This is a genomic window from Alteromonas sp. 4NH20-0104, from assembly GCF_057547795.1.
In genome coordinates, this window is the sequence record NZ_BAAJLP010000005.1 from 123,622 (window position 1) to 137,772 (window position 14,151).

The window sequence follows — 14,151 nt, forward strand, 5'->3', positions numbered from 1 at the left end:
ACTATGAAAGCACAGCAAAATACCGTTACTTCCACTGGCCGCCGTCAGTTTCTCAAAGCCTCCGTTGCGGCATCGGGCGGTTTGATGATCAGTTTCAGCTGGCCGGGCAGGGCTGCTCATTATGAAGATAAAAACCATAGCGACAGCGCCACCGAACTGAATGCCTATCTGCTAGTAGATACCGATGGCAGCATAACAGCGATGGTGCCCAACCCGGAATTTGGTCAGAACGTGATGACGTCTATGCCAATGATTTTGGCCGAAGAAATGGATGCCGACTGGCATCACATCACAGCTAAACAAGCCGACTTTATGCCAGAAGAATTTGATCGCCAGTTTACCGGCGGCAGTCAGTCTATGCGTCAGGGCTGGAAGCCTCTTCGGACTGCCGGTGCTGGTGCCCGTACCATGTTGGTTATGGCAGCTGCGGCAAAATGGCAAGTGCCTACGTCTGAAATAACGGTTAAAAACAGTGTGGTTTCTCACGGCTCGGGTAAGTCAGCCAGCTTTGCGGAACTGGCAGCTGATGCAGCACTAATGACATTACCCGACAATATCAATCTGAAAAACCCAGAAAATTTCACCGTTATCGGGCAATCTAAAACGAATCTGACCGGCAACAAGGTGGTAACCGGTCAGCCCATGTTTGGTATCGATTACAAGGCTGACGGTATGCTAACTGCCGGGATTGTGCATCCGCCTGCGTACGGTACTACGCTGGAATCTGCCGATCTTGATGCCATCAAATCCATGCCGGGCATCGCCGATGCGTTTGTATTCGATTCCATGGAAGACGACTATACCCGTAACTATTTCGATACCATCGGATTTACTCACCTGATTGCCATTGTGGGCGACAAAACCTGGTCGGTGCTGAAAGCGAAAAAAGCGCTGCAGGCAAAGTGGAAAGCGGCTGAGGCATCCACTCACAAGATGGACCGGTTCGGCTCACTCACTGATGTAGCTGTGCCCGCTGGCCTGGAAAGTACCGGCTGGCACCACGAGCAAATGGAAAAGCTGCTGGATTCAGATTTACCTGTACTGCGTAAAGACGGCGATGTGACCTCTGTTTTCAAAAATACCCCAGTCGATCGGCAGCTTGAACGCACATATTTTGCACCGTATCTTGCGCATAACTGCATGGAGCCAATGAACTTCTTCGCTAACGTCACTAACGAAGGCGTTCACGTTGCCGGGCCTCTGCAGGCGCCGGGATTCATCGCGGGTACAGTTGCCAAGCGGCTTGGCGTACCAGAGGATAAAGTACACATCGAGATGACCCGCATGGGCGGTGGATTTGGCCGACGGGCATATTCCCATTATCTGGTGGAAGCGGCTGTAATTTCAGCAAAAGTGAAAAGGCCGGTTAAACTGATGTACACCCGTCAGGACGATATGACCATGGACGTATATCGCCCCACCTACATGGTACGATTCCGTGCGGCTTTAGATGAAAACAATAACCTTGCTGCTTATCAGGTAGATGGTGTGGGAGTACCAGAGCATTGTGTTGCACATAATCGTTATCCTGCTGGTGCGGTAACGAATTATCTTGCCAGAGGAGCTGCTGTAGCGTCGAATATTTCAACGGGAGCCTTTCGCGCCCCGCGTTCAAATTTTATGGGGGCATCAGAGCAGGCTTTTCTCGATGAAGTGGCCGAAATGGCAGGCCAGGATCCTATCGACTTTAGACTGGCGCTGTTTGATAAGGCCTTAAATGAGCCGGTTGGTGAGGCTTACGATTACGATGCATCCCGCTACGCTGGCGTGCTAGAGGAAGTACGGGCAAAGTCTGGCTGGGACACTATGGGCGACGATGTGAAGAAAGGCGTCGCTGCTTACTATTGTCATAATTCTTATGCCGCGCAGGTGATTACGGTGACAGAAAAAGGCGGATTACCAAAAGCCGATAAGGTTTTCAGTGCCATGGACTGTGGCATTGTGGTGAACCCCATTGCCGCCATTAACATGGTACAGGGGGCGGTGATTGATGGTATAGGTAATGCGATGTACGGCGAGATGACCTTTACCGATGGCAAGCCGGATAAGGATAACTTTGACCGCTACCGGATGATTCGGATGAATGAAATTCCTGCCTCTGTAGATGTGAGTTTCGTGAAAAACACCATCGATCCAACAGGTCTCGGTGAACCGCCGTTCCCGCCGGTATTTGCCGCGCTGGCCAACGCACTGTATCAGTACACTGGAGAACGTTTTTATGAGCAGCCGTTTATTAAACAATTAAAAGGTTGAAAGATAATAACGTTGTGCTTCTAAGCTTCCGTGATGGCTAAATTAATCGGCTGGGTTACATAACCCAGCCGATTAATTTAGCCAAAGAGCAGACAGAAAATTGCATCAGTAGGATGCAATATGTTTAATTCATCAAAACGCCCAAATCCAAATCTATAACAGAATTAATATTATTTGAAAAAATAGCTATTTAATAACATTAGGGTCATGCATTTTTTCGTACGAGAAATGATGAGTATCTTGAAGACTGTTATCGGAAAAATCGAACTCACCGTGAATAACGATATGTTCCCAAGAAACGGTGGAAGATGTTCTGATTTTTTCTAAGATTGCGCGCCGTTCCAAGACAGACGATGCATCAAGTAGCCGCTGAGTTAAATACATATAATTCCAACAGACAATTGCGTTCTTCATCACACGTTTACAGTTTTCGACTTCCTCTTGTTCTTCTCTTGTCGCCAATGAAAGTCCAGTATGACCAATTGCGAGGGCGCGATCGAGTTTGTTACCACTTTCACCTTTATTGAGTTGCTTATGGATAGCTTGCCGTAACTCCAGGCTGTCGATGTAACGAAGAATATGCAGAGATTTTATTATTCTACCGTACTCTTTAAGTGCTATATATAGAGGGTTGCTATCCTCTGTATAGGAATTTAATCGTTTGAAAATCTGAGAGGCTGTCGTGTGACCAAGCTTTATCGAAACGATCACTCTTAATATTTGTTTCCACTCTTTTTCTATTAGCGGTCTACGTATCCGCCCATCGGGTAGGACCGGGTAGCTTTTGCTGGAATATGACTTTTTCCCTTTAAATGCGTAAAGCTTTAAGCGATGAACATTTTTTATTCGAGGTGCAAAAGAAATATTCAGAAGATGAGATGCTCCAAATACCATTTCAGTATATCCATGGGTATCGGTAACATGCATATCTGATTTTACAACTTCGTTTTTTAAAACGCCATCGATCATGTAATGCGCTTCGCGCTCACTGCCACTGATGACTTCAACGTGAGGGAAAAGATTTCTACTATCAGAAAACGCATATGCTGAGACGACGGGCTCACGCCCTCCATACCTAAATGAGTTTCGCGCGTTTAGAGAATCTTTTGGGACTGTGTATTTCATGCCGTCGCTGGACGTATGAATTTCATTGTCAACCAAATAAATGCTAGTTAGAGCCATTTTTTCAACATACTGCATGATAGCGTTACATGCCTGATTACAGCTCTCCGATGTGAGATAGTTGTTCTGTGCAGTTACTAGCGTTGAGCTTTTTATTTGTTTTGATATTTTTGAGAATTGATGCTGACTAAAATGACATCCTTTGCCGATTAATCCTGCGACTAATGCACGATCTTCGGGACGTTGTTTCACATGAATGTTTGAACGATGAACAAACTCATTAAGAAAGCCGGTCACCCGGTTAACAGTAGATAGAACCTCACACAAACTGACACGTTCTTCTGCAGGAAAGAGGTCGATTTTGGCTTCTTCCAATTCCATCACATCTGCAGCCTGCCTTCTGTAGGCGGATAACTTAAAACCGCCCAGACCATCTGTCTTCAGGTACTCATTTTCATTGTTGAGAAGATGTGTATTTGTCTCTTGGTACTGAGCATGTATGGTTAGCTCAAGCTTATCAAGAAGTCTAGTTGGGTGTTCAGCCTCAGGTATCCCAGCTTGATCTAAGTAACTCTGTATATCACGCTCGAAAGCGTCTTTACTGATTAAGTAATCTTCTAGAGATTGATATTTATACGAGTATTTAATCGATAACACATCCCCTTTAATGGCCTGCATAATGTGATCAAACAAAACAACCTTGTACAGGGATACTTTAAATTTTTCTTTGGTATCAATATATTTACGCTCCTTATCAGTCATAAAATCGACAGGAAATGACGCGTCCACTTTTCCTGATTTCTCCTTGAATTTCTCAATGGCTTGATAGAGCGGGCGGTTTATACTTTGCTCATCAAATTGCAAGCTTTCTACCAACTTGTTGCAGCGTTGCTGAAGTTTCAGAGAGCCTTCTTCGAGAAAATGGTAAAAGAGCGCCTCGCCACTCATTGAATTCAGATCTGATTCTACTTACTCGACAGTATCTGCCAATTGTCCCTTTTTAGATAACGTATTTTTCAAAGATGCCAGGGCACGCTCAACCTTTTCCGCGTTATTGATGGAGTCATCTGTTAAGATTAATTCAATATTTCCCAACGCCTGTTGAAGCTCTTTTGCTGACAATACTAAATCGTGAGTATGCTTAGTCTGAGCATGCCTGACACTGTAATAATGTTCTTTTGCCTTCTTATCTGCTGTGTTAATAGCGCTTGTTACAGTTTGAATGAGTGTTTCAACAAAAATATCTTGCAGTGTGAAATACTGATGCGACGTGAAAGCGACCAGTTGTAAATACCGTTTATTGGGTGCTAACTGACCGATTTGGAGGATTTGTGCCCGCTGCACATTATTGGCGTAGTGCTTCAGGCCTTCAGCATTTAGATTCAGAGCGTTATACGCAGGCTCAATTTGTGAGAAGAGCTCGTGAAGTATGTTGAATGACTCCACATTCTTACTAATTTCTGTCGGCTTTAACTTTTGGCTAAATCGCTTAAGTAGAGTAAGCCGGTACCTTTGTGCATTCCCATCTGTTTTTTGTTCATACAAGCTATCTAATTTTGTTTTCGCAGTCGTTGTAAGCTCACGCTCCAAATTGGTTAATAGTGTATGCTCATGCTTTTCGTATGCTGTTCGAATCGTTTGTTCAACAGTACGAAAATTGGGGATTTCTATAAACTTCTGACGAAGTTTTGTCACTAGATTATGAAAACAAGATTTGAAAGAGCGTTGTGATAATGCGAAATTATGGTTTTCTTGCTCAACTATTGCTTGTGCTTCGGGAGCGTCAAAGGACCTAACGCCCATGAACTCAAGAATGATTTTTCGATGTCGTTTCTTGCTATCCCATTTATAATCCTCCCACTTTGGAACCTGTTGTGCCCCTAACTGGTTTGCAATAAATTTCAGATCAGCGGGAAATGCGTCATCAAAAAACTGATTTGTATAGCAAAAGTAACGGTAGGCAAGCGCTATGTATACTTTATTTGACATGGACCGTGTTGACGCGACAATGCTATCTGTAAAAGCTTTATCGATGTACAAGTAACGTTTTCGTTGAACACCAGAGAATTTTGGCGGGCGATCATGCTCATCTTGCGTAAATAACCTTGACTTGCTCATAAATTAAAAAATCCATTTTTTTCATGAGACCACTATAGAACGTTTTTTAATCTTCTTCCCGGAATTTTTGGTCGCAATCTAAACAACCGATGTTGAGATTAGGCTTTCCCCAGATAAAAGTCTGACAACCTTTGCAAATATATTTTACCCGACCGGATTTTGGTTTAGGTTTGGTTGTCGTTACCGTATCTAAGAGCGTTTGATCCGGCCGAGCAGTCTTGATCCGAATCTCAGGAAGCGTAGGAACAGGTGTAATGTTAGAGGAGTCCTGTTTATAGGATGCTAGAGCGGCCTCCCTATAGCCCTTAGGCTCGTACTTTGGATCAAGCGTCACGACTTTGCCTTCATCATCATAAGCAATGATTGGCGTGTCTTCTCTGAAGATTGGATAGCGATCAAATAATGGAAACTTAAAGCCTGAGCGAACCAATTTACGGCATGCCTTGATGAATAACCCATCTATAGATACATAGTCCATCATCGCTTCGCCGGTTTTGGTGCCGCCAGGTTTTGCTGTTGATGATGGTATTAAGCCAATTTTTTCCATTTTGTCAGCCCATTCACTATTATGGTACCCGCGGCGACCCGGCTTTCCATGATGTGCTTGCCAGATATGTACCATTTCATGAACTAGTGTCTGACAAATCTCCAATAGAGGAAATTTTGCGAAATATTCCGGGTTGATTGCAATTTCATCAATACTTTTTTGGCTGTCATCAATCCACCGTTGAAATGAAGCATATCCCATCACTCTGTTTTGGCGGTGATACGTGAAGACTACCGGAGGCAGCATTCCGCTAAAAAGCGCTTGATTGAAAAAATCATAAGCGTAGATTAACGATTGATAAGTTTCACTGGTAGGCGAATTCATTAAATCTATTCTTCCTTCATAACTTTTCACATATTTTTGGATCATACAATCCAAAATCTCCATCTTAATTTTAAATATAATTGATAGGTATCAATAGGTTATCTGGGAGAAATCTGGTTGACCAGATCACACCTTAATAGATATTGAAAATCAGCAACATTTATTCCATTCATTAAAATTATTTTTCGCCATGCCTTATTCCAAAACTATAACGTATTGAGTACATTCCGTCCTATTTTAATTAATGGAAAAGTAGGACGGTTATTTTTAAAAGTCATTTGGGGGGAGGCCAGCAGAAGCGCTGAACTCAATATAAGGGGATTTTACAGCGCAATAATTTGAGATTTGTAGTGTCCGAGTGCTTCTATATGAGAGTTGTACCATTGCTCTAACCCTCCACGGTAATTACTTCCCGACAGGGTATTGTGCTCGGCATTAATTACCATTAGTGAATGCTCAGCCACCTTTTCAATACGCTCTCTGGGAATTATTAACATCTCTGCTTTGTTAATATTACTTTCTATAATATCTAAGAAAATATTTTGTTCTTCAGGAATATCATCGAATACCCGCCGTGCATACTTTACCAGAGTGGGGTGTGCGGGCATGATAAGAAAGCCTGTCTCATCTAAGATAGATTGACGTCGTAGTATGCGACCTAAGACTTGTCTGAAATATAATTCCGTGGTGACGACAGAAAGATAACAACAGACTGACAGTCTGGGAATGTTGGTACCTTCGCTAATCATGCCAACAGCGATGATCCATTTATCCTGATTGTATTTAAAATTTGTAATTCGTTGTTGAGCATCTTGGTCTTTGCTTGTTACTACAATGGATACTTCGCCCAACGCCCGGAGTAAAGTTTGAATAACTCGCGCATGTTCAATCGTCGCAGCGACTATCAGTCCAGCTGCATTTGCTTGAGCTAACCTTATTTTATCTAAGCGCGTTACACTCTGTTTGAGCAGAACGGTGATGATCTCGTGATGGTGTATCACGTCTGAATACTGGCATTCGCTATCTGAGATAAGCTCTTCGAAGGAACGAAAGTAAGTGACTCCCGTTTCATCGCGAACCGCTATACTTTTGTTATCTACTGCAGTGATATGAGGTAGTCTGCAAACCCTATCATTAATCGCACGGTGCAAACCATACTGGTAATCTACACATAGTTCACCACTGGTGATGCAATACGCCGCTAGTGAAATAGGCGTATTATTTGATCGCCAAGGCGTGCCGGATAGGGCCAACGAGTACAATGCTCTTCCCTGGATGAAGGATATTATTTTCTCACCCCAAGCATTGGCGTTCTGGATACTGTGCCCAGCACAATGGTGAATTTCGTCAAAAATAACAAATACACGGCTGTGCTCAAAGAGTTGCCAAAACCAAACTGGTTGGAACGACATGCTTTGATATGTTACCGACAGACCAGCATCACCCAACTTCCCTTCAAAATTCCGTCCGATCGTGTCTTCTAACGTTTCTTTAAAATCAAGGGCTACGGTCGTTGAAGGCGAAAATACCACAATATAGTCAACCATATCGTTTTCCAGAAGATACTGACTCAGGGTTGCCGCCATATACGTTTTCCCTGCACCTGGTGTTGCAAGACACATATAATGAGAATGGGGTATCTGAAATTTTTGTTTTGCGGAGTTGACACACTCCACCTGCCACTCACGGAGAGATGTATGAGACATTTTCTGCTTAACGTGACTGATAGAGTGCGAGCAATTTTTCATAGCCACTGACTTTTCCAAGCAATTTTGATGTTTTGTCTTTCGATGCCTTGTACAGGTTTTTGACTTCATCAGTTAATTCAGTTTGTATATCTGTCCATTCTAAAAATGCCTCCGTTTCGCCCATGGCACTTAACAACTCTACCTTGTTGAGTTTTATTTTCTCAATCAATTGTGACTTGAGGTCGCTGTTTTCATTTGCTTGGTGAGTCTCAGTCTGCAATGCACATTGATAGTGTTCAGATTCGGAAGACAAATGGTAGACGGTACTTCTTCCATCGCTTCCCTTTAGGGCAACGACATGATGGCGTTTAACGAGATCTTGCAGTTGTCTGTACATGTACTGACGTGCTGACTTTAACTCAGTATGTTGTGTAAGAGGAGAGTGAAAATACACATGAGTTAATTCTGTGACGGTAAATTGTTTTGGCATGTTGTCTTTAACAAACGTATGAACATCAAAATCAATACGTGTCGTATACATTTAGTTGCATCCCTTTGTAGAGCTGTCTCGAATTTCGCGACATCTTACTGTGTCTCTATCATCGAGACAATGAAAAATTCAGTCTATTCACCTCATTATGACAAGCTACGCGTTTGGCTGAAAAGTAAGCGTGTAGAGAAAGGGCTTACCCTCCGTGAATTGTCCACACTAACCGGGATCCATCACTCTATTTTCGGTAAAATAGAACAAGGACGCCGACGCGTTGATTTAGTCGAATTTGTTGAATATTGCCAGGCTTTAGACGCTGATCCTCAAGAGGGGCTCAGTATCATTGTCTCTTCTTTATCGGCTAAGTAGTCAGAAGGATTCGTTTGTCGATAGTCGATTAGAAAAAGCTTCATTACCATTGAGATATCGCATTGCAGATTGAATGTCTTTCCAGCCGACATACTGCATCAATTCGTGTAACGACCATCCTTGCTGATTGGCCCAATGAGCAAATCCGCGCCGTAAAGAGTGACTACTAAATGCCGTAGGGTTTGGTATGTTTGATTGAGATAAAACACGCCGGAGTATGGCAGGGATACTGCCAGCCCTGACAGCGTATTTACTGATTTTTCCCCACCTATCAATTTTGCGAAATACAGGCCCATTTTGCTGATTTATCTGCGTTGCATACTCTGACATGGCTTTGACGGGGCATAATGTTTGAAGCGCAGGCATTTCAAAATACATACCCTGATTATAACGGTCTGTTTTGGACTGCCTCACATACCCACGAAGATACATATTATCTATGATGTCCAAATCTTCAAACATTAAGCGGGATAATTCGTCACTGCGAAACCCTCTCCAAAACTCCAGTAAGACCAGTGCTTTATCACGGTAGCCGCGCATTACACTAGCATTGTTATCAGAAGTACAAACTTGCGCATCCAACGATGAAGTAATCTGATTTAAGTGCTCTATTTGTAAAGGGTGCGCTTGCTTTGGCTTTTTACTGTGAATTGCTTGGATCCCTCGCATGATTTTCCGAACATGTTCAGAAGAGCAGGGGTCAGCGAACCCCTGCGCTCTATGCCATTGGCTGAGAGCAGCTAGACGCGTCTTCAATGTGCTGGAGGCTAAGATATCGGCATATGTCACCAGATAGCGTCCGATATTTACAGGCGTCGTGGGTAACTTGCCGCCCCAATGCACCTCAAAATGCTCGATTGCAGAGCGATACGTTTTGCGTGTGTTATCTCGGGTAGCCGCATGGATATAACGTGAAATCCGCTCGGCGATTTCCTGCTCGTTTGCTTCATTTTGTTGTGAAAGTGATTTCGTCACGGTGTGATGACTCCGTCGGGTCAGTACAGTATTAAATAATGAGAATAGGGGGTAATGAAGAGTCAAGATAGTATAATTCAAGATTATCGCTTGTTTATATTTCCCTATTTTGATTTCGAATGCTTCAAACATTATACTGTATATACATATTACGTAATACAGTACATTATCATGGCGCGAACCGGCGTGACGCTGACAAACGTTAAACAAGCCACAGAGGCCATCATTGCGCGCGGTAACAGTGTGTCGATCGACGCTGTGCGCGCAGAGCTCGGGCATACGGGCTCAAAGAGCACTATTCATAAGCATTTGAAACGCTTAACCGAAGGGGGCGCAAATGCGCCGGTAGAAGTCTTACTGTCTGAAGAATTACAGCAGCTTGTAAGCCACGTTGCGGCGCGATTAAAAAAGGAGACGCATGCCACGTTGGTTGAACGTGAAAGTAGGTTTAAAAAGTCACTTGACGAGCAGGCGGCTTGCGCAGTCGCACTATCGGAGCAAAACGATACGTTGCAGGCTCAGATTGCGCGAGCTAACAATGACATCGCTGAATTGACTCAATATGTGACTGACATCACAGCGGCGCGCGATACAGCACTTCGCGAGTGTGATCGTTACGAACAACGGCTCGCATCAATGACACAGGAAATCCAGTTACTGACAACGCATAATCAATCATTAGAGGACAAGCACGTGGATGCGCGTGCGGCGCTTGAGCATTATCGTGCGTCTGTCGCGTCTCAGCGTGAGCGCGAAACCCATCATTTTGAAAGTACGATCGCACAACTCAATCATCAACAACACGCGTTGACGCAAGAGCTGGCCGGCTTAACCGGCACCAACCAAGAGCAAAAACTTACACTGGCGCGATTGGAGGTTACATTGTCTCAGGCGCTTAACGATCACAAAGCATTGGCAGAGCAGAACCGCTTTTTGGAAGAGGCACTCGCGCAATCCCGCAGTAACAATCAGCGTCTTGAACAAACCGTCGAGAGGTTAGAGCACGCATCCGATCTGCTTCGCGATGATCTGTCCTCTTCGACTGACGCTCTGAATACACAAACGATTGCACTTAATGAAACTCGCCAACAATTAGTGGCAGCTGACGCGACGGTAAACACACAAGCGCATCTGATCGCAGAATACATGCACCAAACAAACAAAACGGTGAAAAAAACGAAGAAGTTAAGCGTAAACGATGATACGCCGCAATGATAATGCTGTTGATGCGTAAACGACACAAGATGTTATGTAGCGAACGATAAACATACCACCTTATCAAATGAACAATGTCTCACCAGGTGAGCACATCGACCGTCTGCTTTTCTTATGACATTGCTGTGCTCAAGATCCAATCCCTACCGTTGTTCATGACGCTATCGGTGCTGGGGCGCTGCGCAGCATAGCCTATGCGTCCCATGGCATCGTCATGATTTGCCGGCTGAAGATCAGGCATTTCTTACACTCTCAGTGCCTTTCAAAATTGTAATTATCATGTAATCCCACCGCCATGTAGGTCATGGCGGATTTTGTCAGTTTTGGCCAGTGTCTGCGCGTATTTTGCGCAGCACGGTAGTCTCTTAGCCCTCCTACATCTGTAACAACCGGTTTGGGTTCTCAAGAGATTTTTCAAACAACACGACATAGACATAAAATCAGGGAAACACATGACTAACACTAAATCAAAGGCGACAAGGTTGGGGTTTGCAAAGACTCTTTTGTCTGCTTCCATCGCAGTGGCTATTTCACCCACGCTGGTTGCACAAGAGCAGGCCGGCACCACTGAGGCGGATGTAGAAAAAATCGCAGTGGTCGGTACGCGTTCAGCGCCACGCTCGATAGGAGATTCTGCGGTACCTGTTGACATTATCAGCGCAGAAGAATTTAAAAGTACGGGGTCCACCGACATCACGACAATGATGCAAGCCGCCGTGCCATCCTTTAATGTTAACGACCAACCAATCAATGATGCTTCAACCCTAGTACGTCCCGCGAATTTAAGAGGGCTCGCGCCGGATCACACCTTGATACTGGTGAATGGAAAACGGCGTCATCGCTCAGCGGTTATTACGTTTTTAGGTGGTCAAATATCCGACGGTGCGCAAGGGGCTGATATATCCGTCATACCGTCTGTTGCACTTAAACAAGTTGAAGTATTACGGGACGGTGCGGCAGCGCAATATGGCTCTGACGCAATTGCCGGCGTGATCAACTTTGCGCTTAAAGATGACGCTGAAGGAGGCCTAGTGGAATTTAATAAAGGTCAATATTATGAAGGGGATGGCGCAACGACGATGGTCGCGGGCAATGTTGGGTTGCCATTGACTGATCAAGGGTTTGTCAATCTCTCTCTAGAATATCGAACGGCCGATCCCACGTCACGAAGCGTACAACGCGATGATGCGGCGGCGCTGATTAACAATGGCAACACGTTCGTTGAAGATCCGGGGCAAGTCTGGGGGAGTCCTGAAATAAAAGGGGATCTTAAGTTTTTTGCCAATGCAGGTTTGGAGCTTGATCAAAACAGTGAAGCGTATTTATTTGGTAACTATGCGAGACGAGAAGTGGAGGGCGGGTTTTACTTTCGAAACCCACACAACCGCGGTGGTGTCAATGATGGCGGAACCAATGACAGTGGTGAGCAATTATTACTGGTAGCCGACTTGACGCCAGATCTATCGGGCAACTGTCCGACCGATATAGCTGTCGGCTCAAATGTGCTAGAAAACCCTGTTTATATCAACCAAGTTGCAAACAATCCTGATTGTTTTGCATTCAACGAACTCTTTCCTGGTGGATTTACCCCAAAATTTGGGGGGATCGTTACTGATGCTTCATTGGTTGTTGGTACTCGTGGAGAATTGGATAACGAGCTAAATTACGATGTCAGTGGTACTTATGGTACTAATGAAATCGATTATGCCATTAGCAACACCATAAATCCGTCATTAGGACCGGAGACACCAACATCGTTTAATCCCGGGCGCTACATTCAAACAGAAGCGAGCTTCAATATCGACATCAATAAGTATATTGATATTGGCGGGAATGAACCGTTGTTCTTAGCCGGGGGCATTGAATATCGATATGAAGCGTTTGAAGCCATCGCTGGGGATCCAAAGTCCTACGAAGTAGGCCCTTTAGCCGCACAGGGATTTGGTATCGGTTCAAACGGCTTTCCTGGGCTAGCCGCTCGGTTCCAAGGCAAGAATAGTCGTAATAGCGCAGCGCTGTATATTGATTCGGAGTATTTCTTTAGCGACGATTTTATGGTGGGGGCAGCTATTCGGTACGAGGACTTTAGTGATTTTGGTGACACAACCAAAGGCAAGTTGTCTGCGCGCTATCAACTGAATGAAACCGTCGCAATACGCGGCGCCATTGCAACTGGATTCAAAGCGCCGACCATAGGACAATCGAATGTACGAAACGTCACTACCGCGTTCAGTGCAACGGGATTGGTTGATAGAGCCACGCTGCCGCCGTCGGATCCGATTTCCATTCAAAAGGGGGCAACAACGCCCCTCCAACCTGAGGAATCTACGAGCTACAGTGTAGGATGGGTAGGAGAATTTGAAAATGGGTTATTTGTTACCATCGATTACTTCAATATTGAAGTTGAAGATAGGATCAGCACAACGTCGCGTATCACCCTCACGGAAGCGGATATCAATGCGCTTCTCGCCCAAGGCGTCACTGACGCATCGAGTTTTAGTGAAGTGAGTTTCTTCACAAATGACTTTGCAACGTCAACACAAGGTATTGATGTCGTCGCTAATTATTCAATGGAAATGTTGGGAGGAGATACGGTTTTTTCGTTTGCGGGGAACTGGACCGATACAGAAGTTGATGATGTTAAAACGTTCGATGTGAATGGTGAGCAAGTCCAAAACATTTCACCCACTCGCATTCGAATGATTGAGGATAATTTGCCTGAATACCGCTTCAGCCTGACTGGCAATCATACGAATGGCGATTGGCGGGTATTAACGCGCCTTAATTATTTTAGTGACATTTTTGAAGATCACATCGATGCCGGTTTACCCATAGAGGAAGTGGGTGCGGAATACACGGTCGATTTTGAAGTTGGTTATCATATTAATGAATCATTTATTATGACACTAGGCGCTCGAAATGCATTTGATAACCTCCCTGATGAAAATGTGCTTTATGATACCGAAGTGGCGGGTTCAAAGTACCCAACGACGTCACCCATTGGCATTAACGGCGGTTTCTATTATTTAAAAGGCGTGTATACCTTTTAG

The 14,151-nt window shown here is 44.5% G+C and carries 10 protein-coding genes; 4 read left to right on the forward strand and 6 right to left on the reverse strand.

Features of this window, described 5'->3' with window-relative positions:
* The first annotated feature begins 3 nt into the window (after window positions 1-3).
* A complete protein-coding gene (locus tag AC27IB_RS05325; RefSeq protein ID WP_487119437.1) occupies window positions 4-2,253 on the forward strand; it encodes a xanthine dehydrogenase family protein molybdopterin-binding subunit in 2,250 nt (749 codons plus the stop codon).
* A gap of 186 nt (window positions 2,254-2,439) precedes the next feature.
* Here AC27IB_RS05325 and AC27IB_RS05330 read toward each other — a convergent pair whose 3' ends face one another.
* The 5 genes from AC27IB_RS05330 to AC27IB_RS05350 all read right to left on the reverse strand — a co-directional run bounded on the left by AC27IB_RS05330 (window position 2,440) and on the right by AC27IB_RS05350 (window position 8,593).
* On the reverse strand, window positions 2,440-4,323 hold the full coding sequence (locus AC27IB_RS05330) for a Tn3 family transposase (protein ID WP_487119439.1): 1,884 nt from the start codon (window positions 4,321-4,323) through the stop codon (window positions 2,440-2,442).
* A gap of 21 nt (window positions 4,324-4,344) precedes the next feature.
* Window positions 4,345-5,493 (reverse strand): DUF4158 domain-containing protein, encoded by a 1,149-nt coding sequence (locus AC27IB_RS05335; protein WP_487119441.1) that lies wholly within the window; start codon window positions 5,491-5,493, stop codon window positions 4,345-4,347.
* Between the two features lie 46 nt (window positions 5,494-5,539).
* Window positions 5,540-6,409, reverse strand: coding sequence for a SprT-like domain-containing protein (locus AC27IB_RS05340; protein WP_487119443.1), 870 nt, complete (start codon window positions 6,407-6,409; stop codon window positions 5,540-5,542).
* Window positions 6,410-6,687: 278 nt separating this feature from the next.
* Complete coding sequence (locus AC27IB_RS05345) at window positions 6,688-8,181, reverse strand: DEAD/DEAH box helicase (protein ID WP_487119445.1); 1,494 nt, start codon at window positions 8,179-8,181, stop codon at window positions 6,688-6,690.
* Window positions 8,078-8,593 carry a hypothetical protein gene (locus AC27IB_RS05350; protein WP_487119447.1) on the reverse strand — a complete coding sequence of 172 codons (516 nt, stop codon included), beginning with the start codon at window positions 8,591-8,593 and terminating at the stop codon, window positions 8,078-8,080. The genes AC27IB_RS05345 and AC27IB_RS05350 overlap by 104 nt, the downstream gene beginning before the upstream one ends.
* 69 nt (window positions 8,594-8,662) lie before the next feature.
* On the opposite strand from AC27IB_RS05350, the gene AC27IB_RS05355 reads away from it, so the two are divergent.
* Window positions 8,663-8,911: a helix-turn-helix domain-containing protein gene (locus AC27IB_RS05355; RefSeq protein WP_487119449.1), complete on the forward strand. Its 249-nt coding sequence runs from the start codon at window positions 8,663-8,665 to the stop codon at window positions 8,909-8,911.
* On the opposite strand, the gene AC27IB_RS05360 is transcribed toward AC27IB_RS05355, so the two are convergent.
* Window positions 8,912-9,886 carry a tyrosine-type recombinase/integrase gene (locus AC27IB_RS05360; protein ID WP_487119451.1) on the reverse strand — a complete coding sequence of 325 codons (975 nt, stop codon included), beginning with the start codon at window positions 9,884-9,886 and terminating at the stop codon, window positions 8,912-8,914.
* A gap of 54 nt (window positions 9,887-9,940) precedes the next feature.
* On the opposite strand from AC27IB_RS05360, the gene AC27IB_RS05365 reads away from it, so the two are divergent.
* Entirely contained in the window at window positions 9,941-11,101 is a 1,161-nt protein-coding gene (locus tag AC27IB_RS05365; protein ID WP_487119453.1) for a DNA-binding protein, read from the forward strand.
* A gap of 452 nt (window positions 11,102-11,553) precedes the next feature.
* Window positions 11,554-14,151: a TonB-dependent receptor plug domain-containing protein gene (locus tag AC27IB_RS05370; protein WP_487119455.1), complete on the forward strand. Its 2,598-nt coding sequence runs from the start codon at window positions 11,554-11,556 to the stop codon at window positions 14,149-14,151.

Excerpts from the sequence above, each read along its gene's own strand:
- AC27IB_RS05330 (WP_487119439.1), bottom strand. The coding sequence starts at position 4,323 with ATGAGTGGCGAGGCGCTCTTTTACCATTTTCTCGAAGAAGGCTCTCTG.
- AC27IB_RS05355 (WP_487119449.1), top strand. The coding sequence starts at position 8,663 with ATGAAAAATTCAGTCTATTCACCTCATTATGACAAGCTACGCGTTTGG.
- AC27IB_RS05365 (WP_487119453.1), top strand. The coding sequence starts at position 9,941 with ATGAAGAGTCAAGATAGTATAATTCAAGATTATCGCTTGTTTATATTT.
- AC27IB_RS05340 (WP_487119443.1), bottom strand. The coding sequence starts at position 6,409 with ATGATCCAAAAATATGTGAAAAGTTATGAAGGAAGAATAGATTTAATG.
- AC27IB_RS05370 (WP_487119455.1), top strand. The coding sequence starts at position 11,554 with ATGACTAACACTAAATCAAAGGCGACAAGGTTGGGGTTTGCAAAGACT.
- AC27IB_RS05345 (WP_487119445.1), bottom strand. The coding sequence starts at position 8,181 with ATGAAGTCAAAAACCTGTACAAGGCATCGAAAGACAAAACATCAAAAT.
- AC27IB_RS05350 (WP_487119447.1), bottom strand. The coding sequence starts at position 8,593 with ATGTATACGACACGTATTGATTTTGATGTTCATACGTTTGTTAAAGAC.
- AC27IB_RS05325 (WP_487119437.1), top strand. The coding sequence starts at position 4 with ATGAAAGCACAGCAAAATACCGTTACTTCCACTGGCCGCCGTCAGTTT.
- AC27IB_RS05335 (WP_487119441.1), bottom strand. The coding sequence starts at position 5,493 with ATGAGCAAGTCAAGGTTATTTACGCAAGATGAGCATGATCGCCCGCCA.